The 26643-nt window shown below is 34.6% G+C and carries 23 protein-coding genes; 21 read left to right on the top strand and 2 right to left on the bottom strand.

Annotation, left to right across the window (positions count from 1 at the left end; all coding sequences use genetic code 11):
- Positions 1-242 precede the first annotated feature (242 nt).
- The gene (locus JFU18_RS29270) at positions 243-1940 is read right to left on the bottom strand and encodes a helix-turn-helix domain-containing protein (RefSeq protein ID WP_201035035.1); all 1698 of its coding nucleotides are present in this window, start codon (positions 1938-1940) and stop codon (positions 243-245) included.
- Positions 1941-3653: 1713 nt separating this feature from the next.
- Here JFU18_RS29270 and JFU18_RS29265 point away from each other — a divergent pair.
- On the top strand, positions 3654-5345 hold the full coding sequence (locus JFU18_RS29265) for a hypothetical protein (RefSeq protein ID WP_201033476.1): 1692 nt from the start codon (positions 3654-3656) through the stop codon (positions 5343-5345).
- 1379 nt (positions 5346-6724) lie between these two features.
- On the opposite strand, the gene JFU18_RS29260 is transcribed toward JFU18_RS29265, so the two are convergent.
- Positions 6725-7918: an IS110 family RNA-guided transposase gene (locus tag JFU18_RS29260; RefSeq protein ID WP_201035036.1), complete on the bottom strand. Its 1194-nt coding sequence runs from the start codon at positions 7916-7918 to the stop codon at positions 6725-6727.
- A gap of 295 nt (positions 7919-8213) precedes the next feature.
- Here JFU18_RS29260 and JFU18_RS29255 point away from each other — a divergent pair, with 295 nt between their 5' ends.
- The 20 genes from JFU18_RS29255 to JFU18_RS29155 all read left to right on the top strand — a co-directional run bounded on the left by JFU18_RS29255 (position 8214) and on the right by JFU18_RS29155 (position 26603).
- Positions 8214-8438 carry a hypothetical protein gene (locus JFU18_RS29255; RefSeq protein ID WP_001018798.1) on the top strand — a complete coding sequence of 75 codons (225 nt, stop codon included), beginning with the start codon at positions 8214-8216 and terminating at the stop codon, positions 8436-8438.
- 31 nt (positions 8439-8469) lie between these two features.
- On the top strand, positions 8470-8778 hold the full coding sequence (locus JFU18_RS29250) for a hypothetical protein (RefSeq protein ID WP_201035037.1): 309 nt from the start codon (positions 8470-8472) through the stop codon (positions 8776-8778).
- Positions 8779-8882: 104 nt separating this feature from the next.
- The gene (locus JFU18_RS29245) at positions 8883-9968 is read left to right on the top strand and encodes a hypothetical protein (RefSeq protein WP_201035038.1); all 1086 of its coding nucleotides are present in this window, start codon (positions 8883-8885) and stop codon (positions 9966-9968) included.
- Between the two features lie 15 nt (positions 9969-9983).
- A complete protein-coding gene (locus JFU18_RS30150) occupies positions 9984-11345 on the top strand; it encodes a hypothetical protein (RefSeq protein WP_242486500.1) in 1362 nt (453 codons plus the stop codon).
- Positions 11346-11448: 103 nt separating this feature from the next.
- On the top strand, positions 11449-11958 hold the full coding sequence (locus JFU18_RS29235; RefSeq protein ID WP_201035039.1) for a hypothetical protein: 510 nt from the start codon (positions 11449-11451) through the stop codon (positions 11956-11958).
- A gap of 49 nt (positions 11959-12007) precedes the next feature.
- Positions 12008-12439, top strand: a complete 432-nt coding sequence (locus JFU18_RS29230; protein ID WP_098412849.1) for a hypothetical protein — start codon at positions 12008-12010, stop codon at positions 12437-12439.
- The gene (locus JFU18_RS29225; protein WP_016093899.1) at positions 12436-12618 is read left to right on the top strand and encodes a hypothetical protein; all 183 of its coding nucleotides are present in this window, start codon (positions 12436-12438) and stop codon (positions 12616-12618) included. Before JFU18_RS29230 ends, JFU18_RS29225 begins: the two co-directional genes overlap by 4 nt.
- 24 nt (positions 12619-12642) lie before the next feature.
- The gene (locus JFU18_RS29220) at positions 12643-15213 is read left to right on the top strand and encodes a VirD4-like conjugal transfer protein, CD1115 family (protein WP_201035040.1); all 2571 of its coding nucleotides are present in this window, start codon (positions 12643-12645) and stop codon (positions 15211-15213) included.
- 57 nt (positions 15214-15270) lie between these two features.
- Positions 15271-15480 carry a hypothetical protein gene (locus tag JFU18_RS29215; protein ID WP_002090849.1) on the top strand — a complete coding sequence of 70 codons (210 nt, stop codon included), beginning with the start codon at positions 15271-15273 and terminating at the stop codon, positions 15478-15480.
- Positions 15481-15503: 23 nt separating this feature from the next.
- On the top strand, positions 15504-18401 hold the full coding sequence (locus tag JFU18_RS29210) for a pLS20_p028 family conjugation system transmembrane protein (protein WP_307838376.1): 2898 nt from the start codon (positions 15504-15506) through the stop codon (positions 18399-18401).
- A 47-nt stretch (positions 18402-18448) separates the two neighbouring features.
- Complete coding sequence (locus JFU18_RS29200) at positions 18449-18736, top strand: DUF5592 family protein (protein WP_201035041.1); 288 nt, start codon at positions 18449-18451, stop codon at positions 18734-18736.
- Between the two features lie 14 nt (positions 18737-18750).
- Complete coding sequence (locus tag JFU18_RS29195; RefSeq protein ID WP_201035042.1) at positions 18751-19569, top strand: hypothetical protein; 819 nt, start codon at positions 18751-18753, stop codon at positions 19567-19569.
- A gap of 15 nt (positions 19570-19584) precedes the next feature.
- Positions 19585-21522: a VirB4 family type IV secretion system protein gene (locus JFU18_RS29190; RefSeq protein WP_201035043.1), complete on the top strand. Its 1938-nt coding sequence runs from the start codon at positions 19585-19587 to the stop codon at positions 21520-21522.
- A 4-nt stretch (positions 21523-21526) separates the two neighbouring features.
- Entirely contained in the window at positions 21527-22654 is a 1128-nt protein-coding gene (locus JFU18_RS29185) for a bifunctional lytic transglycosylase/C40 family peptidase (protein ID WP_201035044.1), read from the top strand.
- A gap of 29 nt (positions 22655-22683) precedes the next feature.
- On the top strand, positions 22684-22953 hold the full coding sequence (locus JFU18_RS29180; protein WP_201035045.1) for a hypothetical protein: 270 nt from the start codon (positions 22684-22686) through the stop codon (positions 22951-22953).
- A gap of 13 nt (positions 22954-22966) precedes the next feature.
- The gene (locus JFU18_RS29175; protein ID WP_201035046.1) at positions 22967-23545 is read left to right on the top strand and encodes a MerR family transcriptional regulator; all 579 of its coding nucleotides are present in this window, start codon (positions 22967-22969) and stop codon (positions 23543-23545) included.
- A 22-nt stretch (positions 23546-23567) separates the two neighbouring features.
- Positions 23568-24464 (top strand): hypothetical protein, encoded by an 897-nt coding sequence (locus JFU18_RS29170; protein WP_201035047.1) that lies wholly within the window; start codon positions 23568-23570, stop codon positions 24462-24464.
- A gap of 260 nt (positions 24465-24724) precedes the next feature.
- Positions 24725-24985 (top strand): hypothetical protein, encoded by a 261-nt coding sequence (locus JFU18_RS29165; protein ID WP_002094785.1) that lies wholly within the window; start codon positions 24725-24727, stop codon positions 24983-24985.
- Positions 24978-26171 (top strand): MobP2 family relaxase, encoded by a 1194-nt coding sequence (mobP2, locus tag JFU18_RS29160; protein WP_061674695.1) that lies wholly within the window; start codon positions 24978-24980, stop codon positions 26169-26171. The genes JFU18_RS29165 and mobP2 overlap by 8 nt, the downstream gene beginning before the upstream one ends.
- Complete coding sequence (locus JFU18_RS29155) at positions 26172-26603, top strand: hypothetical protein (protein ID WP_078178727.1); 432 nt, start codon at positions 26172-26174, stop codon at positions 26601-26603.
- Positions 26604-26643: the final 40 nt, after the last annotated feature.

Here is a 26643-nt window from a genome sequence, read left to right as displayed (position 1 = left end):
ATACAGGCAGAAAATGATCAAACTTTTTTATAAAACCGAAACAAAAATCTGCTGGAGAAAAATCCATTTTGATCAATCTTTTTTCAAAATGGATTCTTTTTATTTATCGTAAAACTTGGGATTGCGAGGTATTTTTGATTAAACTTTATTTCAAACCAACAAATGTTAAATGGACTAATTTTGTACATTGGAACCGTTAAAAAAGAGGAAACCATTTCCAAAGTGGTTTCCTCCTTTTTTGCTTACATAGACTCGATTATCAGTTGTCTTTCATACCATTTGGTTAACTTATCATTAACACTGTTTGAGATGCGTTTCATTTTCTTATTACAGAATCTCGATAGTGTAGCAGGGGATAAGCCTAACTCATCTGCTATTTCGCGCATCGTCCTATTTTGATGCATATGTTGGTGCATAATTTTCTCTCTAATTAGCTCTTCAGTACTTACTGCACTATGAGCTACCGTATTTGTAATCAAATTATTTTCTTGCTTATCCGGAGTATCAGTTACCTTTTTCTTTGCCAAACTCCCGATATTATCCATTAATTCTTTTGGTGGTAAAATGATGATTCCTAATTTTGAGTAATAATTCTTAAACCAGTTTCGTTCTCCAATTCTTGATTCATCAATTTCCTCAGCGTATCCCCAATGTGAAATAACTTTTTCTTTTTCTAAATCTATTAATACATTTTCTAATTGCTCACGAATACGGTGTGGACGCCCCTTAGCTATATTAATGCCCATAACAGATAATAGTCCTTTTTCTCCACCAATTGAATATGGTCTTTTCAAATTACTGTACTGTTGTCGAATTCTCCACTGCCAAGATAAGTAGCGAATGAGTCGCTTATGGAATTTGTGACGATAACTATTATACTCCAATGCTTTTTTAGATAATAACGCTGTTGTGCTACTAGATCCGTATAAATACATCGACAAAAAGCTACCTGGCTTTATTCTACAAGATTCAATACCTACGTAATCATTGGTATTTTTATCTCTCCAAAGAACTACAGAATCTAAAACGAAAAGTCTTTTAATTATTTCACGTTTCATTTCAAATTGCTCACCAGTTTCTGCACGATCATTTAAAACCACGACTTCATTATCGTCATTTAAATAAATAAAGATACTCGCCAAAGCAGCTATACGTTGTGCAATTTTAATTTTATCTTCTGCACGATAATACTCTATACCATTTGCTGATGCTTTTGGAATATTACACATATCTAGTACATTTTCATAGCTGAAATCAATAAAATCATCTGGAGATTTCGCTTGATTCAACCACTGTATTGTAATTGTATCTAAACAGTCTGCGGTAAGATCATCCATGTTACTAATAACACCATCGACTAGTATTGACCATCTTTCTGCTTCATTGGTGTTTACTAGCCTTAAATCTTCATCCTTGTGTGATGATAGCTGAGCAACTCCGCTTGTATTTTTAGTTTCTAATGGTAAAACAGATACTGCTCCTACTTCATCTTCTTCAAAGTGATTCTTGGCTATACCATCTCGTAGTTGATAATATACCGCATCATTACTTACAGGATAGTAATCCTCTTGTAGATCAATTGAATGCTCTTTTAACTTTTCATCGGTTGTATTAGATATTATAGACGTTTCAACTTCTTCAGACGTACCTCCAAATTCTTGCTCTATTATTTTATCGAGTACATTTCGAATCTCAATTTTATATTTATCTAGATTTGCGTATATATGCAATAATGAAATCCCTTGTTCTTGTTTCTGGCCTAACCAAGAGACAAGAGCTGAAAATGAAGGGGATATATTAGCTGAAGTTACTACTTTGTCATGATTTCCCTGTACTTCCTCATAATATCTATTCCACTTTTCCCATAGCTGCGTGTTCTTTTCATACATTGGTGCAGCAAGTAAAAGGGCATCGCTAAACAACACTAATACTTTCTCCATATTCAAAAACCTCCTTACTAAGTTCCCACCAATTAGAATTATAAATTATAGAACTTGAGACGTTATAGCTATATGGTGGCAACATAGCATATAAGTTGAAACGTTATCAGAATAATCTATATCGAGAAATGATTTATCGAACAGTATTTGTCCTATCAAGTAAACATTCTTGTACTTGTATTATATAAGACTGTACTTATTTGTAAAATTACTACTTTACACTACAATCTCCATGCGGGAAACCCATTTGGTATTAAATAGTGTAAATCATACTTTTAAAGTGAAACGTAATTGTCCCTTTTCTTACAAATGAAATAAAACATTATAGCGTTATGATAACAATTACTTTCTTACCAAGAAACATCGATGATTTGCTGGTTTCATCTAAAAAATTATTTGTATCATTCTATACAATGATACAAATACCCTTACTTTTATGAAACGTCATAGCTACATTGTGGCAAGTACTCCTTAGAACTTGAAACGTTTTAGCTTTATAGTGGCAAGTATATTCGAAACAAAAAATACCGATAAACTGTTGATTTCCACTTCACAAGCATTAACGTTATTTCATACTTCGACACAGATACCTCTACTTTTATGAAACATTATAGCTGCATTGTGGCAGTTACTATTGAAAACTTGAAACGCTTTAGCTTTATGATGGCAAGTATATTCTGAACAAGAAATACCAATGAATTTTTGGATTTCATTTAACAAGAATTAACGTTATTCTATATATCCGCACGAATACCTCTACTTTTATGAAACCCCTTAGCTACATTGTGGCAGTTACTATTGAAAACTTGAAACGCTTTAGCTTTATGATGGCAAGTATATTCTGAACAAGAAATACCAATGAATTTTTGGATTTCATTTAACAAGAATTAACGTTATTCCATATATCGGCACGAATACCTTTACTTTTATGAAACATCATAGCTACATTGTGGCAGTTACTATTAAAAACTTGAAACGTTATAGCTATATGGTGGCAACAACTCTTTAAATCTGAAACATAAACGCACTAAAATCTGTTCATATAAAAAAAAATATTTTTTATTTAAATTAGTGCTAAACATTGATATAAAGCCATTCTTTAAAAAAACTAAAAAATCCCAATGAAATGCTATAGCTATATGATGGCAACAACTTTTTTTAAAAAAAACCTATGAATCCATATGTAACAAGGGTTTAGGTACATTTCAAGCGCAATGAAACATTGATTTCAAACATGAAACGCCATAGCTTTATGATGGCAACAATCTAAAAAAAACATGAAACGTATATAGCTATATGATGGCAATAGTCCCTTGACGTAAATTAACATGAAAACGCTATATCACAACATTTATGAATGAATTCTACACATTATTTAGTCATTTCAAAATATGAAACGTTATAGCTATATGATGGCAACAACTTTTAGACAAAAGTACTAAAAAACCTATCATATCAAGGTTTATGTGCTGTTTCATTCATTTCAGATACGTTTCATATTCAAAATACCTTATAGCTTTATGGTGGCCAAAAGTTTTTTTTTGTGAAACGTTGAATCCCTTGTGCCTCTAAGGCTGAGGCTGCGTTTCACATTTTTGATTTTCCTCTTAAAGAGACACATTTCACCAAGATTCGATTTGATATAATCAAAATTGAATTTTTATATCCTATTTAGGTAAAAACTGAAACTCATAATAAGAGGAGGTGAAAAAGATGGCTAAACCTTTCGTTATAAAGAACAAACGTAGTTTAAATGGTGAAACAACAACTCCAGTATTAGTAACAATTAAAGCATGGCAAAAATTAGTGGAAGCTTTAGAAGGCAAATACTATAGCTTTAAAGATACATATCTAGAAGATATCGTAAATTCAATGTCTTACGAGGAACGAATTGCAGATGAAGAAGGGTTTGTTGAAAAAGCCAAACCATCTTTTTCACTTCAAATGAAAAATCTCTTCACTAAAGCAAATGGTAGAAAGCATAAGCTATATGGTATTACTAATGCAGATCTAGAAGTATTTCTATTTCTACATAAAAAATGTAATACCTATGGTGAACTTTCTCATGTTTCCATTCACATGCTTTGGGAGGACTACAAAAACTATAAAGAAGCATTTTCACATATTCATCATTCACAATTCTATGTTGCGTTGAAAAAGCTAAGCTTACACAACATCATTGAAATTGAGAATGAGTACAGTGGTAAATATAAAATTACATTAACTGATTTTATGAACAAGGAAACGAATAAAGCGAATCCTTACACGTTTATCAGCCCAATTGTATTTACAAAAGAGTTCTTCGATTTATCCATTGCTGCTAAAAAGCTATTTATTGATATCGCAATGCAGCAAAAACGAGAAACTACTTTGAAACGTTCACTATACAAATTTGATGAACAAGGACAACAGACTCATTTTGGCGGTATGTATCGCTTCTTACATAAGAAATACCCACATCAGATACGTTCTGTAATGGCTGAATTAACAACTAAATCTACTGCTACTGGATCTTCTTTGTTTAAAATTTGCAAATTAGAAAAAGGGAAAAAGAATAAAAAGCAGTATACAACACTGCATTTATCTGTACACCCTGATTTCCTGTGTAATAAGGAAATAGGGGAAGAGTATCGCGATCCATTTACACCAAGACTTACATATAAACGTAAAGCTAAGTTCATTGAAGAATCATTAGTTGAAATGAATATTGCAGAATTTACAAAAGATATAAACCAATTTGTAAATGTCTTAAAACATTCCTGTCATCGTCAAATCCGCCAAGTGATTCGTGGATTACGTGAAATGATTGATAGACAAGAGGGTTTCCCTAAAAACCTTGTTTATACACTAAGCAAATTATTAAAGCAGTCTTCTCAATATCGCGTATTAGATACGGCTGCTAAAACAGGTATTTATTCTCTGATTACACATAATGTGCCGAGAGAGAAACAAGAAGATGCGGTATTTAAATTTGGTACTCACTTCGCTATATATTCATTACAAAATGTTAAGAAGTTATTCTGTAAAGCGCATGACCTTCTTCATGCTACATATGCGGTTCCTGTGACTGAAGAAGCATACCATCGTAATTATATGCAGTATCAAGAAGAAACACTATTTAGGAAGTATGCTTTTGAGCAAGGAGTAAATGTTAACGCATATACTGCATTAGAAATTAAAATTCGTGAATTATTAAAATCTAATGGCCCTAAAGAACATCATATTCCAAGTGATATTCGCGAACTGTTCATTGAAAAAATAGATAGATTGCCTAAGGAAAAAATCCGCGTAATTGAAGTTCCTAAAGACTTTAATTTAATCGATTTTCTTCATTCCTTAGAAGCTTATTACCGTAAAAATAGTGAAATACCATACACGGTAGATCAGCTGCTTCCTGCAATATAAAATTACATGCTCTCCTTTTTTGAAAAATCAAAGAAGGGGGGCTATTCGTGCTGAAATTAGAAATTATATTCGTACTATCCAAACATAAAAGAGAGAGATTCTTAAATTTGAGTTAGAATACCTCTCTTTTTTTATACACTTCTATACAAAATTCCTAAAATATAATCAGTAATTCACAATTATACTTTACTTTTTTCTGAATATTCGTTCTTTTGCCGGCATTTAATCTACTAAAAATCGTAAATATATATATTAATTCAGTGGATATCTTAATAATATTGTCCAAATGTGTACAATAAAATAGCTCAAAGCTTTATATATAAACGTTTTATATATAAAGCTACTTAAAATCAGAATGTTTTTTGTTAATAATGTTGATTTACTGAATTCTGTCTATAACTTACTTCTAAATGTTAATAAAATGTGGGTTATTTTATAGCGTATGTGGAAATCATGTTAATAATTTAAGCTAGACTACCATTAATCTTATATACACTTTCACTCATCAAAATGATGCTGATTATATGTAGGTTAAGTAATTCAACTTTATGATATTTTGTATATTTAGAGCGACGTAAAACGCAATAAATACATTTCCAATAAGTGTTTTTTTCGATTTTTTATGGTTCTATGACTTTGCAGACACTGTTATTACTGAGTTTGTAAGCCATTTTTCATAAGTATAATAGTTTTATCTTTATATTCTTTTTATATAAAAGATATATATTATATTAGGTTTTAACGTACTATCCGAAAAATGCACATCTCTTACTTATCTAAAAAATAATAGTCTTTCACTAAGTAAAAAATAAATTTAAATACGTGAAGATACTGATAGTATTATTTTAGAAAAGATGTGTAATCAGTATGAAAAGGAAAATTAGTTCAAATAGAATCATTATCAGTATGAGCTAAAGGGAAAAGATGTATTAATTGCTCAGACAACAATTATACGCTGGGTTTATCCATATAGACCTTAATTAGAAGAGACAATACAATATCATCTTAAATGAACAAACAACTCATGAGGAGTCGATAAAACCTATATTAGAGTAAAAAGACAACTTATTTTGTCGAACAAGTCTGTCTAAGATCAAAAACACTTTATGAATAAAGTGTTTGGTTTAGTTTCATAAGCTAAAAATGTAGAAAAAATTTCTACTCTATGTTTTTATAATTTAATTTTGTATCAGAACCATACAAAATTAAATTATAAAAATTATGGAAAACATTTGAAGTTTACAAGATTCCCTTTGTATATTGAAAATATGCCAAGCTTTCTAAAGAAATGACAATAAATATAGAATACTATATTTAATAAATCTTGTTTTAGAAATTAAAATTAAATAAACCTTGCAAAGTCTCAAAAAATAAAAAAGTTATCTCTGGCATGGGAATGGAGGGATTTTATAGGGTTTATTACTCTTTAGAATGTCATAGATAATATAACACAACTTCCTAGCTACAGCTCCTATACAAACATAATAGTGTTTTCCTTGATTTCGTTTCTTTTCATAAAAAGCTTTTAATACAGGGTCATGTTTATAAGCAGTAATAGCCGCTTGAAATAATGCTCTACGTAGATGGGAGGAGCCACGTTTGGACATAGACATACCAGTTGATTCGTATTGACCTGATTGAGAAATAGTGGCATCAATACCGGCATAAGCCACAAGTTTAGAAGGCTTGTCAAAGCGGCCTATATCCCCAATCTCACTTAATATGGTGGCACCTAATATAGGACCAATACCCGGAATAGTAGTGATTGGTGTATCTAAGTCACTTAATAGTTGAGACATTTGATTCTCACATTCTCTCAACTGAGTTTCAATAAAGCGGATTTGCTCCATCAACATTTTTAATTGAAATGAGAAAGCATCTTTACAAAAGGTGACACCAAATGAGTTTGAGGCTAATTCCATCAGTTGATTGGCTGTTTTTTTTCCAAGTCGGCAACGACTTGCTTGCTCAATTATTAGTGTCAAATCATCAATAGACAGTCTTTCATAATCGCTAGGAGATGTATAGTCAATTAGGAGCTGTGAAGACGTTTTGCCAAAGACATTAGAGAAAATACTTTGATATTCTGGAAAGGTTTGATCTAACACGACAAGCGCCTTGCGTTTTAAATCACTTATATTACGTACAAGAGAATTACGAAACCGGCTTAGTTGTTTTAAAGCGAACATTTTCTCGTCTACGAGTGGAGTTTCAAGGAAGCGGCCAAATCGTATGACATCGGCAATCATAGTGGCGTCAATGGCATCTGTTTTTCTCTTTCTAATTTCTGTTCCCTTTCGCCATGCATTGGTTTGGAGTGGATTCAGTACAATCACAGAAAAACCATGATCTAGTAGAAAAGAATAGACAGCTATCCAATAGTGACCGGTGGCCTCCATCCCGATTGACAGTTCTGTCGGAGAACTAATGTATCGGTAAAGCCAAGTTAATAAAGCTTGTCCACCTTCTTTATGATTGTGGAAAGGAAATGGCTTGGTAATAGGTTTCCCAGTGGAATCAATGATGGAAGCATAGTGCTTGTGTTTGGCAATATCAATACCTAAGTAGAACATAGTATACACCCCTATTTTGATGATTTTTAGATAGTGTTATCCTCCCCTGAACTAATAAGCGCTACTACCTCGTAAGAGATACGAAGAATGACCAATGGTCATCAACATCCAACTCATTCGTAAACTACTTATTAGACAGAGGTACCAATCTTTCAATCGAATACAAGGATTCAAGGTGGTGATCGGCAACACTCTATCTACAAATATAAGTATCTCATAAAGCTGGATACTCTTGGGTTTATAGGTGAATCCCATTCCTAAAAAACCTAACTTAATCATACGAGGTGGTGATATAGTGGCGATTACACAGAGAGAATTAAAAAAAGAAAAAGATATGGTAGCAAACCTATTAAGAGCCAATGGTCAGGATTATAACCATTGGCTTCATTTACATCATCAGAAATACATTGAAGAAAATCAAGATTTAGTAATGAAAGCTTTACAGGCTTATAAAGCAACATCAACAGAAGTAAAGGAAGACAGCAAGGCGAATGAATCAAGTCAGCTTAGTAATGTATAAGCATTTAAAAATGAAAAGGGAGTGAATGTATATGTCAATGTTGGAAACAGTAGCTCAAATGTTAGTGTTAGGTGATGCGATGGATGGCCTAGTTAATACAGGGGTTTCATTTATTACATGGATGCAAAGAGGAGCACAGGTTAGTACAGCAATTGTATTCTGTTTTGGCGCTTATCTATTAATATGGGGCGGTGAACGAGGAAGACATAAATGTGTTTGGTGGTTTATTGGTGGGGCAGTCGGACTCGTTATTGTAATGGGATGCCAATACTTAGCAGAAAGCGTAAATACTAATGTTAAATTTGGTCAAATCATGTTCCCGTTTCTTTGGATGAAATAGTGAAAAAATATAAATAAGGCAATGAGGAAGCTATGCAAAGGGTATGGCTTTTTTTGTTGCCTTTTTTCATTGGAATTTAAAGTGAATGTGAGAAAGGAGAAGCCATGTTTGTTATTTTTAAGAGTAGCAATGGAACAGAAATTGAGTCGGGTAAGCAATATTCGTTTCATGAAGCTTATAACTTAACGAAACGATTAGAACGTGTTTATAGAGAAGCTGGACGCCAAGAACATATTGATTTTGATTTGTTAGATGCTCATGCTAATGAAATTTATAACGGTACGTTATCACTTGGTTCGAGATATGCAGATCATATTTTTGATCACATTTCAAAAAAAATGAATGTGATGCAGTTAGATCCGGAACAAGAGGAACAAAAGAAGGAGCTGTTAGAAACGTTAGAAAGGGAAATCAATGATTCTCCTTTTCATGAAGAATATGAATATCAAGAAGAATTACCAGGAAAAAATGAGGAACCCTCCTATAGTCCACCACATGAAGTGAAAACACAAGTAAAGCCTGGAAAGGAAAATAGAAAAGGATTCAAGATTATTGCGAGTGTCATAGGAAGTGTGGTGTTAATTGGAGCTGGTGCCATATTTGCCTTTAAGTTATTCTCTTCCGAGCCAGTTTCGAGTGCAAATGCTGGTTCGGAACAATATGTGGTAAAAGGATTACAACAGGCAGCCATTCAACAGTATGGAGAAGCTGTTAAATATTTCGATAAGGTCAATTACACAGAATTAGATAAAGATAGTCAGAAGGCAGTTCTATTTACTTATTTATTAAATGGAAAGGCAAATAAGGCATTACAATATGAGCCGAAATTTGCAGAGAGTGTGGTTGCTTATTTTATTGGGATAGACAACATGAATAAAATCAATGAAATTGATGTCAAGAATGATGTGATCGACTTTGAAAAGGCAGCAGTTAATAAAAAATATGAAGAGGTAATTCAGCTCAAAGGGAAAGTCAATATGGATGGTAGGCGTGAAAAGCTCATTGTTGAAGCCTTTGTAAATCTAAAAAAATATGAAGATTGTTATTCTTTTGCCAAAACACAAGGAAATAAAAGCTTGATGAAAGAGGTTAAAGAATTAGAAAAGAGAGATGTTCAACAATCTACGATAAGCGAAGAGGAAAAGAAAGTTAAGATTGAAAAAATTGATAAAGATCTAAAGGACATCTAAGGGGGAAAAAATAACATGCCATTAAATTATGAGAATCTGTACAAAAAAATGGGGATTGTTTTTCTTGGTGGTTCATTGATATTGGGCACTACAGGTTGCAGTTGGTTTGGAAGTAAGGAATCATCAAAAAGTAAGTCAGCTATTACAAAAAAAGCAGATAAAAGTAAGCCAGAGGAAAAGAAAGAAAATCTGAACAAACAAGATTTCGAAGCAATTACAGAGAATGCAATTCAAAGTAAGGATAATGAAGTTGCTTATGTACTCGAAGAGCTGGATAAATCAAAAATTAACTTTAAAGAAAAATCTATTGTAAGTAATCTTCAAAATGGGGATGACACCACTTCTCGTGTTCTAGCACTCTTTGATAAAGAAACGACAGATAAATCAATTCAAGATACAGCAAAAGATAATGTGATTGCAGCTATTACGGATAATAAGCCACAAGTCACCGTAAACGGAGATCATTTTGCATTTGGCGATCAAAATATTGATTCTCAAGTAGCGAGTATAGGGGATATTCTTCCAACAGAGAAGAAACCAGACGCAATTGTGAACCCACCAATTACACCGGAAGGTGAGAATGGTAATACGGAAAATACAGGGACAGAAAAACCAAAACCACCTATAGAGCCACCAACAGAACCGGAGAAACCAACAAATCCAGAGAAGCCAACAGAACCGGAGAAACCAACAAATCCAGAGAAACCAACAGAACCGCAGAAACCAACAGATCCAGGTAAACCAACAGAACCGGAAAAACCAACAGATCCAGGTAAACCAACAGAACCGGAAAAACCAACAGAACCGGAAAAACCAACAGAACCGGAAAAACCAACAGATCCAGAGAAGCCAACAGATCCAGAGAAACCAACAGATCCGGAAAAACCAACAGATCCAGAGAAGCCAACAGATCCAGAGAAACCAACAGATCCAGAGAAACCAACAGATCCAGAGAAGCCGACAGAACCAGAGAAGCCGACAGAACCAGAGAAGCCAACAGATCCAGAGAAACCAACAGATCCAGAGAAACCAACAGATCCAGAGAAACCAACAGATCCAGAGAAGCCGACAGAACCAGAGAAGCCGACAGAACCAGAGAAGCCAACAGATCCAGAGAAACCAACAGATCCAGAGAAACCAACAGATCCAGAGAAACCAACAGAACCAGAGAAGCCAACAGATCCAGAGAAGCCGACAGAACCGGAAAAGCCAACAGATCCAGAGAAGCCGACAGAACCGGAAAAACCAACAGATCCAGAGAAGCCGACAGAACCGGAAAAACCAACAGATCCAGAGAAGCCAACAGAACCGGGAAAACCAACGAATCAAGAAAAGCCAGTTCTGAAACAAAATGAAAAGATGGTAGCGAGTAAATAAAGAAAAAAACAACTGATATTGTCAAAAAGGTACTCATAAAAAGAGTACCTTTTTAATTTAAAAATAAATGTAATCTGATTTTTTAATGAAAGGGGTCATATAGATGTTTGTTAATAGTTCAAATTTAGTACAAATTTCAAGTCTAGATAAAAGTTTAATGGTGGTAGGTCGAGTGGGAACAGGGAAAACGAGGGAATTGAAGAAAATGGCTTTAAGTTTATCAAAAGTTTTAGTGTTAGATCCATTGAAGGAATACGAAGAATTAGAGAAGCAAACAGAGGGGCATGTGACTTTACAATATTTAGATTGTGAATCAAATGAGGGATATAGGAATTTTAAAATTACAGAAGATGTGATAAATATAGCTAAACAATTTGAATATGTAATTGTAGATGAAACCAATTATTTATGTCAGGAAGATTTTATATACTTTCTTCAACAAATGAAGGATTTCGATATAAAAGTAATAGCGAGTTTTCAACAAATGCCAACAGATGCTCAAATTACTAAGAAATTTCGATACATCATATCTTTAGATGTAACGAATGATTTTGACAAGATAACAGAGTATGAAAAATATAATTATGATTCGGGTTTTGGTTTTAAGAAGTAAAGAAAAAATTAACTAGTTGTTTAATTTCTATTTAGGGAGGAATATAGAGGTGGAAAAATGGATATCACGTGGGGCTAAGGTAAGTTGGGGAATTTATATATTATTAGCAGCAATAGGTATTGGTCATATGATTTGGGGAATCAATGCTTTTGGTGATGCGTGGACAAAAAAGCATACGGTAATAGCGTTCATAGTTTTTGGTACATTTTATATCTTAATACTGATGCTTGAAATAGGAATTATGAATAAGAAGTTGACTAAAAAAGCATTATTATTGGAAGTACCATTGTTGATTGTAATTACAATTGGTTTACTTGACATAATGATGCTTTTAGAAGAGCATCCCATACGAGGACTTACGTTTTTAGTAGCACTTTTGATGTCCACACCGTTTGTATTTATCTTTCTTCGAATGGGATACAAACAATGGAAATTTTATAACGAATTAGAGGTTTTATTAGAGAAAGGAGAGCAAAAATGACAGAACTACTTACACAATTGATGATTATAATTGGAATGATGGTTCTTGTTTTTATTGTGTATACAGTCTCTTTACAACAAGTTACACAAGATATTGTACGTGAACTACTAAATCAGAAAGAAATAGAAAGAAAAAGTGTGGAAAATAATAAAAAAGATACCATTCAAATGAAAAGTTAGAGTGAACTGAGGTGATTTTCTGATATGTATAATGAAAAGATATCAATCAAATATAAATTAGCTGAAAAAGAAGTACTCATTCCATTGAGTGCTTTTTTGTTTGTTGGAATGTTTTTAATCGCTAATTTTTTACTTAACTTATCTTTAGAGCTGATAGAAACAACATTTAGTGATTTATTGCACCCCAAACCATTTCATATGGAGATAGGATTTCTTTTTCAAATGCCGATTGCAGAGCATCCAATTTACTACATGCTTGTTTTCCTTGTAGTGATTGGAACCATTGCAAGAACGGTGTACAAATTGAAATCTTCCTTTAAAAACTTAAATAATCATCAGAAAGGATCTAGTCGTTTTACAACAGTTGAAGAGTTGAAAAAGCAATACCGAGCTGTACCAGAACGAGAGGAATCATTTAAAGGTGGCGGTGGTGTTGTTATATCTCGATTAGGTGACAAGGTATTTATTGATGATAGCCCGGTAAATAATTTAATCATTGGTACAACACGGTCTGGTAAAGGGGAAACTTATGTATTTCCTACAATTGATGTCTATTCTAGAGCGGAACATAAACCATCCTTAATTTTTAACGATCCAAAAGGTGAGCTCTTCAGTGCATCGAAAGAAACACTGGAAGAACGAGGCTATCACATTGAAGTTTTGAATTTGTTAAACCCACTCGATTCTATGAGCTACAACTTGTTGCAGCTCGTCAAAGATGCCTATAAAGATGGGGATTATTCAACGGCACAGGCATTATGCAAAACACTCTCACACACTTTGTATTACAACCCAACTGTAAAAGATCCTTTTTGGCAACAGTGCGCTATGAGTTTGTGTAACGCCATGATTTTAGCAGTCACAGATAAATGTATTGCGGAAGGTACAGAAGAAAAAATCACAATGTATGCAGTTGCAAATATGTTATCAGAACTTGGTTCGAAAGAGGTAATCGTAGATCCGGAAGCAGATCCACAAAATGCATTAGATTTATACTTTGAAGGCTTACCAGCGGATAGTGTTGCGAAAATGCAATATGCAACCTCAAACTTCTCGAAAGGAACGACACGAGGCGGAATTTTCACCCAAACAATGAACGGACTTTCTATTTTTACATTTGATGAAATCGCTAAAATGACAGCGAAAAATAGTGTGGATTTAAAACGTGTAGGTTTTGGAAAAACGATAAAAGGAAAAGTCACACCTAGAAAACGAGTAGAAATTGTATTTCCAGATGGTTCAAAGGAGTCTATTAAAGCAGATATTAAAGGACGTTTTGCATTAGATTTTAAGAAAGTAATAAAAATTGGCGATACCATTCAATGTAATGAAAAGGGAAATAAGAAAAAGAAAACATCTATTTCCATTACGAAAATAGATGAAAAGACGGGTCATACAGAATTTGAAGTAATAGAAGAAAATGAAGATATACAAGTAATAACAGTAGATTATTTCGATAAACCAATTGCTATTTTTATGATTACACCTGATTATGATACTTCAAATCATGTCATTGCTTCTATTTTTGTAAGACAGCTCTACTTCATATTAGCTAAGGGTGCATCCCTTGCTAGGGATAATGAGTGTCATCGTGAAGTAGTTTTTTTACTTGATGAATTTGGCAACATGCCGAGTATAGAGGGAATGGCAACGTTAGCAACGGTTTGTTTGGGAAGGAATATCCGTTTTAATCTTATCATTCAAGCATATTCACAACTGAAAAATAAATATGGTGAGGATGCAGATACCATTGATGGAAACTGTGGGAACACCATCTACATTCTAACAAACGATCAAGAAACAGCCGAAAAAGTGTCCAAAAAACTGGGGAATAAAACAATTAACCTACCTTCCCGAAGTGGAAAAGGTCTTTCTACTGATAAAAATAAAACGGAAGGTCTAGATCAACGACCATTGTTAACACCGAATGAACTAATGAGTTTTAAAGAAGGGGAAAGTGCCGTTATTCGTGTGATAAAACGTCAAGATAATGAGCGGAAACGAATTAGACCACGACCAATTTATAATACAGAAGAAACAGCCTTAAAATATAGATGGGAATATCTCGGAGTAGAATTTGATACAGGTAAGTCCATTTTAGACATAGATATTGACTCCCTACATGATGATGTAGAACCTAAAGAACTCATTGTTGATTTTCTTGGAGAAAGAAAGGAAGAACAAAGTGAGAAAGAAACATCAGAACAAGAACAAGAAGTTTTTTCACCAGTAGAGACACCGCAGCCAGTAGAAGAACCAACAATGATGGGAATTGATGAAGATATTTCGGAAGAGGCATTTCAGCAGGTAGATAGCCCGTTTGATTCCCTCTCCATTGAAAATTGGAAAGAAAAAACGGTTAATGAATTTTTCGAATCTGATTTAGCGGTTTTGAAACTGGTTGATAAGTTCTTTTTAGCACAGTTAGGGAAATCAATAGATGAGGTTGGAAATCAAGAAATGGGCGAGTTTTACAGTGAATTTCAAATGTTAGCTCACAATGACCACATCGACAAAAGTGTTTATCAAGCAGTCGAAAACAAGATTAATCGAATCTTGCGTGATTTAGAAGAAAAAGAACAAGTAACAAGTTAAAAAGCACTCAAATAATTGAGTGCTTTTTTGATTCCAAACATAAAGGAGGAAGAGGGAATGTGTGTACCGACAATAACGGATAAAATGCAAATGATTTTAGATAGTTACTCGCCGTTTGTAACAGAAGAGAATGAGGTCATTCTTGGTCTAGAAGATGCGGTTCTTTTCCTTTCAGTAGATCGGGAACAAAAAGGGAAATTGATTATTCGTATCGACAGACTAAATGAAAGGGTGAATTGGACAGCAAAGGAAGTATTAGGGCAGTAGTAAGCAAGAGAGGAGGATAAATGGTGAAAGATGAAGAGATTTTAAAAACTATAGAAGCGTTCTCGGATTATCTTCAAGTAGGAGACATCGTGAATTATGTATTCCGTTGGATAGGATGGTTCATAATTGTAGGTTTATCTTTAATTGTAGATGCTTTAGAAGGTGTCACAGATGCCATACTGGGGATTAAAGGATTCTTTAATTCACCGGAAATACAAAATTTTGTTGATATGTTATATCCATTGTTTGTCGTTCTTTTAGCCATATCATTTTTATATATTGGCTACATGTTCATTATGAACAAACAAATGAACCGTTCTCAAATTATCATCAATATTTTTGTAACACTGAGTGTACTTTGTTTATTAAGTACTGGTATGACAAAGGTTGATAAGTTCACCGATGATGCCATAGCAGTTGTAAAATCAGAACAAAAGGGTTCTTTAAGTGATGAAATTATTAAGAAAAACATAACGGATATTGCAGTAATAGATCAAAATGGATGGAAAAAGAAAGAAGATATGAATCCGAAAAATAATATTCCTGAAAAGAATATTAGACAAATAGATATTACCGAAAAAATAGATAAGGATTTTGCGTTCACAAAGGATAAAAATTTATCGGATGATGGTCAGAAAATTTTGCAGAATAAAAGAGTAATGGATGCGTTAGGAGTTGCATCTTTAGCTGAATTAAAAGATGGATGGTTTGATTTCTTTCCCGAAAAGTATTATCGCTGGCATTGGAATTTTTGGAACATATTCTTTACTTTACTGATAACTGGCGCAACTTTGTTATTAGTAAGTATTAAGTTAGCTAGATTATTTTACGAATTGGCATTTAACTACTTGTTAGCGAACATATTAGCACCAGCGGATGTTGCAAATGGTCAAAAATTAAAAGCGGTGTTATCGAATATCCTCAATATATTTATAGCAACGATTATGATATTCCTATCTTTGAAGCTATATATAATGGGAACGGCGTTTCTCCATGACAAATTAAATGGTGTACCGTATCTGATTGCATTAGCCGCATTTAGTATGGCAGTTCTAGATGGTCCAGCAGTCGTAGAAAGGTTATTCGGTATAGATATTGGATTAAAGAGCAGTTGGGGCATGTTAGCAGGTGGTATAGCAGGCGGTTTCGCACTTGGTAAAGGAATTGGCGCTCTTGCAAACTCAAAACCAATGAAGAGTCTAGGGAATATGATTGGAAAAGGGGCGAAAGGTGCAGCAGAAGGAACGGGTGTTGCAGCAGCTAAAACGGCAAGTGCAGCAGCGATGGCAACAGGTGGCATGGCTGGTCTTATAAGTGGCTTGAAAAAAGGGAATGAGTCTGAAAATAAAGAGTCCTTGCAAGATCAAATGAAAAAAGCGGATCAAAAAAAAACACAAGGCAATGATGTAGCAAATAAGGAAAAGGAAAAAGGGGACTTAAATAAGGAAGAAAATAAAGAGAATGGTGGTGTTCCATCTATTCAAGAAGATATGAAAAAAGAAGGGAATGAAAACCCTGGGATGGCAAATGGGCAAGAATCGGGAACAACAAGTCTTCAAGATGAAATGAAAGAAGCTGGAAAAGCAAATGGAGCGAGTGAAGGAAATCCAACAGCAGGAACAGCAAGAACAGCAAGACAAGGAGCGAGTGGAGGAAATCCAACAGCAGGAACAGTAAGACAAGGAGCGAGTGGAGGAAATCCAACAGCAGGAACGGTAAAACAAGGAGCGAGTGAAGGAAATCCAACAGCAGGAACGGTAAAACAAGGAGCGAGTGAAGGAAATCCAACAGCAGGAACAGTAAGACAAGGAGCGAGTGAAGGAAATCCAACAGCAGGAACGGTAAAACAAGGGGCAAGTGAAGGAAGTCAAACACCAGGAACAGTAAGACAAGGGGCAAGTGAAGGAAGTCAAACAGCAGGAACAGTAAGACAAGGAGCAAGTGAAGGAAGTCAAACACCAGGAACGGTAAGACAAGGAGCAAGTGAAGGAAGTCCGGCACCAGTAGAAACATCAAGACCAGCACCAAGCGGAAATAGCCCGGCACCAATGGAAACATCAAGACCAGTATCAAGTGGAAATAGCCCGGCACCAATGGAAACATCAAGACCAGTATCAAGTGGAAGTAGCCCGGCACCAATGGAAACATCAAGACCAGTATCAAGCGGAAATAGCCCGACACCAATGGAAACATCAAGACCAGTATCAAGCGGAAATAGCCCGGCACCAATGGAAACATCAAGACCAGTATCAAGTGGAAGTAGTCCGGCACCAGTGGAAACGCCAAGATCAGTGCCAAGTGGAAGTAGCCCGGCACCAGTAGAAACATCAAGACCAGCACCAAGCGGAAATAGCCCGGCACCAATGGAAACATCAAGACCAGTATCAAGCGGAAATAGCCCGGCACCAATGGAAACATCAAGACCAGTATCAAGTGGAAGTAGCCCGGCACCAATGGAAACATCAAGACCAGTATCAAGTGGAAGTAGTCCGGCACCAGTGGAAACATCAAGACCAGTATCAAGTGGAAGTAGTCCGGCACCAGTGGAAACGCCAAGATCAGTGCCAAGTGGAAGTAGCCCGGCATCAGTAGAAACATCAAGACCAGTACCAAGTGGAAGTAGCCCGGCATCAGCCGATATTGTAACGGTGACACATAGTAGCCCGATTATTCCTTATGAAAGTGATAAAGAGGTGGCGGCTAGTAGAAGCCACGAAACACGGACATTAGGACAATATACAACGGATAAAGTTAAACATACGACATCATCCATGAAACAAAAAGTAAGAGGAGTGCAAGAACGAATTAATACTTCTGAGACGGTACAGAATACAAAGCGTTTTTATCAAATGGGTCAAAATACGGGTAAAAGTTGGAGAGATATCGTGAGCAAAAATAAAAAGAATACGGATAAAGAATAAGCGTAATCGTACGCTTATTTTTTATTGTCGAAAAGGAGGGAATCCCGATGAGAAGCTATCGGATTCCGAAGGAAATCAGTACAGAATTACGGATTAATAAAGTGCTTTATTTAATAGATTTCTTTTTATTAATTGGTTTATTAGTTGTAACGATGATTCTTAGGAACTTCGTACATGAGACCTTTCAGTTACCATTTATTATTTTCATGGTAGCTATTGCAATTATCATGATATGGCGACCAAGTACGAATCCTCAAAAACGAATGTATGAAGTGTTGATTATTACATTGCTAAGAAGAAAAGGCGCATATTGTGCCATTGATAACGATCAATAAGGGAGGGATCACATATGGCGTTATTCAGTGAAAAAGATGTAGAGAAAGAAAAGCCGAAACAAATAGAAAGACCGAAAAAAAAGGCATTTCTTTTTAACGAAAAAAATGTAAAGGAATCAATTTCTGAACCAAAAGAAATTGTTAAGGTAGTGCCCAACGAAAAGAAAGAGGAAGAGGAAGAAAAACCAAAAGTAGAAACAAAAGTAAAAAAACAGAAAAAGGAAAAGCCGAAGAAAGATGTTTTGAAAAAGAAAAACCCAAAACTTTTAGGCTTTTTCTCTAGAAAAAAGAAAGAAGTACCACCAAAGGTAAAGAAAAATATTGCGGAAATTATGCAAATCGTAGACATGACGGAGGATGGAATATTTGAGCTAAAAAATGAGGGGTTTTTAGAAATTCTTCAAGTCGAAGGTGACGATATGTTCTCTAAGAATAGCGACGAACAAGCATTTGTTATTTTCTCACATGCTTATTTTTATCAAGCCTACAAACAGTCAATTAAACTTGTTTTTTTAAACTTCCCATGTCAAACAACCGAACAACAACGATATATAGAGAAGAAAATTAAAGAATGTACCAGTCCTTTGTATGAACGAATTTTAAATCAGAAGTTAAAAGAACTTCAGTTTTTAGAATGGGGAAGAACAAATCGGGAAGCCTTCTTATTTATTTACGGAGAAACGGAATTGATCGTAAAAGAACGTGTGGATGCAGCAAAACGATATATCAAGCGCTCTACCGAACTATTAGAGGTGGATGAAGAGAAGAAGTTAGAGCTTATGTTTAAATTGTTTAATCAAAACGCAAAATTGGGAACGAAAAATATATGGTAGTGAGGGGGAAACAATATGTTTGCGTTCAAAAGTAAAAAGTCGAAAAAAGAAAAACAAGAAGAACTAAAAAAGAAAAAAGGTTACAACCCTTATTTAGTAGCTAGAGTTCAGCCACAAGGGGGAATCAGTTTTAAAGAAAGTTATGTGCAAACAGGTGATGGATTTGCTACTTGTATTCATATCTATGATTATCCAACAGAGGTAAATGATTTCTGGCTAGAGCAAATTATGAATATGCCAAATGTGATCACAACATTAGATGTAATGAGTGATGATCGAAAAGAAGTCGTTGAATCGATTAATAAATCCATGAGTGAACAAAGTGTAAGGCATGATACAGCAAAGGATAATATAGATCGGATTGATGCAAAAAATGAATTTTTAGAGCTGGAAGCTCTCTATACGGATTTGAAACAAGGTGAGGTCATGAAACGTATTCATATCCGTATCTATGTTTCCGCTAGAACTTTAGATGAGCTAGAAAAACAAGTAAAAGAAATCATGGAAACATTAGAGTCTTATAATTTTCGAGGAGCTGTCTTTTTAAATGAACAAGAGTATGAATGGGATGCACTCGTAACGAGCTTTGATACACAAAAAAATTATGTGAACCGAAGAAAAGGAAAAGAAATTCCGGCAGTCAGTTTGGCTGGTGGATGTCCATTTCACTATTCTTATTTGAACGATCCATACGGTACGTATTATGGGACAACGAAAACAAAAGGAAATGTTATTTTTGATATTTTTCATAAAGACAAACAAAGAAAGAGTTATAACGGTGTAATGGTTGGAAAACCTGGTGCTGGAAAATCAACCTTACTAAAAAAGAAAGCCGTGGATTATGCAAGTAAGGGACATTTTATCCGTATTTTTGATATTGTAGGTGAATTTGAGGAAACAGTACGTGACTTAAATGGAAAAACAATTGCATTAGATGGATCGCAAGGTCAAATTAACCCACTTCAAGTGTATAAGACAGCAGAAAGTGAGGAAGTTAGTTTCATTCAGCATTTATCCAAAGTGACAACTTTTTATCGCTTTATTGCACCAGAAGCAAAAGATGATGAAATTAAAGAGTATGAAAATTTGCTTCGAAAATTATATATTCGTATGGGATTATGGAATGATAAAAAGGGAGCAACAAATGAAATTACAACAAGAAAACCGAAAGAATACCCTATCTTCTCTGATTTTTTGAATTTTGTTCGTAACGAGTTATATCAAGATGTAGAAAGTAAAAAACACCATGAAAATTTAGGAGACAGTAGAATCCATCGTTTAGAATTAATTGAATTAAATCTTATGAACCTAGTAGAAGTGTATGCACAATTATTCGATGGACATTCTACAATTGAAGATTTCAAGAAAGAACAAGTTGTATCTTTTTCCTTACGGAATATATCCAGTTCTAAACCAGAAGTGTTTCAGGCGCAAATCTTTAATGTGTTAAATCTTCTTTGGGATGAAATGATTTCAAATGGTGCTCCTCAATTAAGAGCCTTTAACAAAAAGCAAATTGCTTTTGAAGATGTCATTCGATATTTCATTATTATTGACGAAGCACATCATATTATCAACACGCGAAAAGAGAGTGCTCACGCTTTACAATTTTTAATTAAATTTAGCCGAGAAGACCGAAAATATTTTGCTGGTCTTTTATATGCAAGTCATACAATTCGAGATTTTGTACCCGAAGGATCTTCACAAGAAATGATTGATGAAATTAAAAAGCTATTTGAACTTACACAGTACAAATTTATCATGCAACAAGATAATAACAGTTTAGATATGTTACGAAAAGTATTTGCAGGACAGTTAAGTGAAAGTGAGATTGCAGCCATTCCGCATTTGCCAACAGGGGATGTCATTTTAAGTATTGGGGCTGTAAAAAACATTCATTTTCATGTAGAAGTAACAGACGAAGAATTGATGTTATTTGGGGGAGGTGCTTAATACCATGCATCTAGTTTTAAAGATTATACCAAGGAAATGGCTCATCACTTTAGCATTAATTGTGATGGGTCTTTTTTCTTTTCTTTTACTTGGAGTTATGAGTATTTTTATTGCGGCAATGGGTGGAGAGAGTGGAACAGACGCAGGTGATATTACGTATACAGGTGAAGGGCAAGTCATGAATGTTTCACCCGAAGTTTTGAAATGGGAGCCAACCATTCGGAAGCATGCGAAAGCCTTTGGTGTGGAACCGTTTGTCGCTTTAATGCTTGCTCAAATGATGCAAGAGAGTGGAGGGCGTGGCAGCGATCCAATGCAGAGTTCCGAAGGCGCATTTAATACGAAATATTGTAAATCACCAAACTGTATTACAGATCCAGACTACAGTATTTGGGCAGGTGTACAGGAGTTTAAACATGCGATAGAAAGAGCCGGAGTAACGAGTCCAGGAGACATGGATCATATTAAAACAGCACTTCAAGCCTACAATTTTGGAACAGGATTTTTTGATTTTGTTGGTGCAAATGGTGGTAAGTATACGAAAGAATTAGCAATCAAATTTTCACAACAACAGTATCAAAAAGTAAAACATACTGGTATGTATCATTGTTTAAGACCGGAAGCCGTTCCATTTGACGCGTGCTACGGCGATATTTTGTACGTTGACGCAGTTTTAAAGTATTATCAGCCGGGTTCTGTCGTTTCTGGTGGAGGAGGAAATCCAGGAAGCGGAGGAAGTAGCGGTTCAAAAGTTGCCGATGTAGGTCGCCAATGGATAGGGCGTTCTACCTATGTATTTGGTGGAGGACGTAACACAAATGACATTGCAAGAGGGATTTTTGATTGTAGTAGTTTTGTACGCTGGGCATTCGAACAAGTAGGGATGTATACCAGCCCAATAGGAGAGGTAAGTACGGAAACATTAAATAGAATCGGTACAAAAGTATCAGCAAATGATATGAAACCGGGTGATGTTATTTTCTTTGATACCTACAAACATGACGGACACGTTGGCATTGTAATTGATAAAAACACATTCATTGGATGCCAAACAAATAAAGGTGTTTCCATTGAAGATTTAAATAATCCGTATTGGCAAAAAGTCTTTTCTGGTCATGTAAGAAGGTTCTAAAAATATGAAAAAGTAAAGGGGAAATTACAATGAAATTAATAGAAGCGCCAGTTAAGGGATTTGAAAATGCAGTTATAAAACCATCGAATTATTTGATTGAAAAAGATGGTGATAATTTTCTTTTACATCGGGAATTGAAAGCAACCGAGATAGCACACTTTATAGAGCACAATATATTTGACTATGAAGGGAAAACATATTTATGGGTGGTAGCAAATTTCCCTTCAGAAGAAGCGGCTAAAACAGGAATACAATCCTACTGGAATGCTACTAAACAACTAAACGATATTACGAAGTAAAGGAGAAAATGATATGAAAGATAAACGGAAATTCTTGTTTATTGTGTTTGCCATTTTAGTTGTAGGTGTGACAGCTTTTAATATCTATTTGAGCAAAAAATCAATGAGTGATGGCAAAGAAAAACAGTTAAAACTTTCAAATGAATTACTAACAAAACAAAATGAAGACTTAAAAAAACGACTTGATAAGGTGCTTCCTTCCGCACAAGAACAACAAAGAAGGGCGTATTTATCGACAGCCGAAACGTTTATTCAATTATCATTTCACCGAGAAAAAGAAGGGTACAGTGAGCGGAAAGAAAAAGCAAAATCCATTATGAGTGAAGAACTATTACAACAATTTTATCCAACTGATAAATACGAATTAGGAGATACGTATAAAACGAAACCAATAGAAATGAAGTTTTATTTACAAGAAAATGAACCCGATAAAGAGGAGATAAATGTGTTAGCTGAATTTATAAATGTCACGACAGATTCAACGCAAAATCGAGAAGAAAAAGTAAACAATGTGTTGCGAATCATCATAAAAAAAGAAAAGGAAACATGGCGAGTTACGAGTGTAGAAGAACTCAATATGAAAGTTTTATAACGAAAAAAGGTGGGGTGAGAGTGTGATAGGTGCAATTAGTAAGAAGAGTGAAAGAATCAATCTAAGAAAAAATAAGTCGTGGATCTACTTAGCAATTATCAGCTTTCTATTTTTGGGTTTTTTCGCTTTCTTGACATCTAAATTTTACATGCCGAACGATGAAAGATTGTTCCATACGGAAACAAATAAAGTAATTAAGTTGTCGGGAATGGGGAAATTGATTGTAGAACAAAGGGAATACAATCCACACAAAAACTTTATACAAATTCGCTTTCGGATAGAACGATATGAGGAAACAGGATTTATATTTAAGGCACAGCAAAAAGCAAATCCAGGTGTTCAGTTACCTGTCAAAGTATTGTATGAAGAGAACGGAAATTACGTAGTAGAAGTAAAGGAATTATCTCCGAATTGGGGAGCGCTAGCTTTTGATATTTATAATAAAAACAGTGAAAACGAACAAATGGATATTCGTAAATTCACACAAGATGTTAACGAATATGAAGAAGAAAATGCATCAACAAAAAGTCCGAATAAACTTGTTCAGTCGATTTTTACCGATCAAAGAAAAACAAAAGCAAATGATGAATTGTTAGCTGAAGACAAAAAAACATATGAGTTAGATTTTATAGAAAGAGACAAAAAAGATATTGAAACAAAGATCAAAAATTATGGAAAAGCAATCAAACTGGAAGAAGAAAATGCGAAGACAGTTTATGAAAAAGTAAAAGAACTAAAAGATGAAATGAAGTATCAAACCGATGCGGAAAAAACGGAAACGCAATCGAAAATAGCATCCTTAGAATCAAAAATAAAATCATCAGATAAGAACGTGGAATTGTTTAAAGGAGAACAAAAAATTGCACGAGATAAGATCAAAAAATTAGAGCAAAAGGCACAAGAAATTAATAAAAAGTAAAAATAGTCATGTCATCAGTGAGTACTCACCAGTGAAATTTGAGTACTCATTGAGTGCTCATCTGTTGGTTTTTATATCATCAGTGAGTACTCATCAGTTTAATTTGTGTCATCAGTGAGTACTCACCTAGAGGATTTTCTTGCCCCCATCGTTTCGCTAGGCTCCGCCTAGCCCCACACCCTCGGTGGGGGCAGAAACCCCTTATGCTCTTCTCACTATTTTTTGATCTCTACCCAGAATTACAGAAAGGAGCGGAAATTGTGAATCTAAAAATAAGAGATATAGATCCAGTTGCCTTAAAGAAAATAGATGAAATCGCAAAAAGGAAAGGAGTATCCAGACAAAAATTTTTGAAAGCTCAAATTGAAATGTTGGCATTTTTTCAGCAACAAAATAAAAGGGAAATGGAATTAGAAAATCTCATTGAAAAGAATATCCATATGATGAGTGATTGTTATAGCGCAATGGAAAAAATGAATGAGTTTATTCAAATGATGATGCAGGATGTTGAAAATGAATAATGCCGTTCCTGTTCAGTCTTCCGTCACACCAGGTGTTGTTTTAAAAACGAAATTTGTATTGCCAAGTTCGGATGCATTTCAGAACTATATTGATTATGTAGATCGGGAGGAAGCGAAAAGTGAAGTGAAGCTGAATCCGAAAATGTTCGAAACGTATCAAGACTATATGGGGAATTCAGAAAAGACATCGGCACTATTTACGGAACACGCAAATCGTTTAACAGAAAGTGAAAAAAAGTCCTTAAAGGAAATGTTTAAAACCGCCCATGAGAATGGAAGTATCATGTGGCAAGATGTCATTTCTTTTCATAATCCCTGGCTAGAGAAACAAGGAATTTATGATGAGAAAACAAAAACATTGGATGAAAAAAAGTTAATGGATGTAACACGGCTTGCGATGAAGGAAATGCAAAAAAAAGAGGGGTTGGAAAAAAGCTCTATCTGGTCGGCAGCCATTCACTTTAATACGGATAATATTCATATTCATGTAGCAACTGTTGAACCTTTTCCAACGAGAGAACGTGGCAAAAGAAAACCAAAAACATTGGATGCGATGAAGGGGAAAGTCGTAAATAATTTGTTAGATCGAAAGCAGGAACAAAAACAAATTAATGATCTGATTCGAAACAATATGGTGGGAAAGAAAAAAGAGGATTCCGTTTTTGATTGGCGCAATCAACATTTGAAACCGTTGTTTTTACGAATTTATAAACAGTTACCAAGTGATAAAAGACAGTGGCAATATAGCTACAATACAATTCAACCATTGAAGCCGGAAATTGATGAATTAAGCAGTCGATATATTCAACATCATCATAAAAAAGATTACGATCAGTTTCTCCAAAAATTAGATAAAGAAGTGCAAGTTTTTAAAGAAGCATATGGGGAAGGAAAGTATGATAAGAAGCAATATGAAAATTATAAAACGAATAAAATCAATGACCTATATAAAAGAATGGGGAACGCCTTTTTACAAGAAATGAAGGCATATGATAAAGAACAAAAGAGAATCCATCACATGAAAAAGTCAAAGCCGTTTCAAAAATTTCAACAGAATGTATCTATTCAGTATTCTATGAGGAAAGTGGAACGTGCTTTTAAAAGTGAATATGAAAGCTGGAAGAACCAAAAGTATTATGAGCGTTTGCAAAAAGAAAGTGCATACCAAAATGAGAGGGGTTATTAAATGAGTACAATTAGAAGACAGGTAACGATGGATCAAGAGACAGAGGATTATTTAAAGGATTACATGGAGGAACACGGAATTCGATATACAGGGGAAGCAATGGGAAGAATTTGCAAGGAACATGAAGCAGCCAAAAATACAGAATGGTCATTAAATTATATAACGGAAGTGGTATCGAATAACTTACACGATGTGTTAAAAAGTGAGCTAACAAAAATTCGTCTTGGTGCCAATAGTGCGGATAGAAATACGCAAATTTTAATTGAGTTATTAAATGGTTATTTCTTTTTAGAGGGCGTAGATAGCCTTATTACAACTGATAAACAAGAGATGGGAAGTGTGAAGATAGCAAAAGAAGTCGTAGCGGAACGAATTAGTCATGCGAGACAAAAACGCATAGATCATGAGGCATCAAAGAACAATGTAACGTAAGCTACATTGTTTCTTTTTATAAAAAAACAGGAGGTTATTT

The organism is Bacillus sp. TH22, from assembly GCF_016651015.1.
Taxonomy (GTDB): Bacteria; Bacillota; Bacilli; order Bacillales; family Bacillaceae_G; genus Bacillus_A; species Bacillus_A mycoides.
The sequence above is the reverse complement of the archived record's forward strand: the minus strand, read 5'-3'. Positions and strand labels throughout refer to the sequence as shown.

Coding starts and splice junctions, on each gene's coding strand:
- JFU18_RS29270 (WP_201035035.1), bottom strand. CDS start 1,940: ATGGAGAAAGTATTAGTGTTGTTTAGCGATGCCCTTTTACTTGCTGCA.
- JFU18_RS29265 (WP_201033476.1), top strand. CDS start 3,654: ATGGCTAAACCTTTCGTTATAAAGAACAAACGTAGTTTAAATGGTGAA.
- JFU18_RS29260 (WP_201035036.1), bottom strand. CDS start 7,918: ATGTTCTACTTAGGTATTGATATTGCCAAACACAAGCACTATGCTTCC.
- JFU18_RS29250 (WP_201035037.1), top strand. CDS start 8,470: ATGTCAATGTTGGAAACAGTAGCTCAAATGTTAGTGTTAGGTGATGCG.
- JFU18_RS29245 (WP_201035038.1), top strand. CDS start 8,883: ATGTTTGTTATTTTTAAGAGTAGCAATGGAACAGAAATTGAGTCGGGT.
- JFU18_RS30150 (WP_242486500.1), top strand. CDS start 9,984: ATGCCATTAAATTATGAGAATCTGTACAAAAAAATGGGGATTGTTTTT.
- JFU18_RS29235 (WP_201035039.1), top strand. CDS start 11,449: ATGTTTGTTAATAGTTCAAATTTAGTACAAATTTCAAGTCTAGATAAA.
- JFU18_RS29225 (WP_016093899.1), top strand. CDS start 12,436: ATGACAGAACTACTTACACAATTGATGATTATAATTGGAATGATGGTT.
- JFU18_RS29220 (WP_201035040.1), top strand. CDS start 12,643: ATGTATAATGAAAAGATATCAATCAAATATAAATTAGCTGAAAAAGAA.
- JFU18_RS29215 (WP_002090849.1), top strand. CDS start 15,271: ATGTGTGTACCGACAATAACGGATAAAATGCAAATGATTTTAGATAGT.
- JFU18_RS29200 (WP_201035041.1), top strand. CDS start 18,449: ATGAGAAGCTATCGGATTCCGAAGGAAATCAGTACAGAATTACGGATT.
- JFU18_RS29195 (WP_201035042.1), top strand. CDS start 18,751: ATGGCGTTATTCAGTGAAAAAGATGTAGAGAAAGAAAAGCCGAAACAA.
- JFU18_RS29190 (WP_201035043.1), top strand. CDS start 19,585: ATGTTTGCGTTCAAAAGTAAAAAGTCGAAAAAAGAAAAACAAGAAGAA.
- JFU18_RS29185 (WP_201035044.1), top strand. CDS start 21,527: ATGCATCTAGTTTTAAAGATTATACCAAGGAAATGGCTCATCACTTTA.
- JFU18_RS29180 (WP_201035045.1), top strand. CDS start 22,684: ATGAAATTAATAGAAGCGCCAGTTAAGGGATTTGAAAATGCAGTTATA.
- JFU18_RS29175 (WP_201035046.1), top strand. CDS start 22,967: ATGAAAGATAAACGGAAATTCTTGTTTATTGTGTTTGCCATTTTAGTT.
- mobP2 (WP_061674695.1), top strand. CDS start 24,978: ATGAATAATGCCGTTCCTGTTCAGTCTTCCGTCACACCAGGTGTTGTT.
- JFU18_RS29155 (WP_078178727.1), top strand. CDS start 26,172: ATGAGTACAATTAGAAGACAGGTAACGATGGATCAAGAGACAGAGGAT.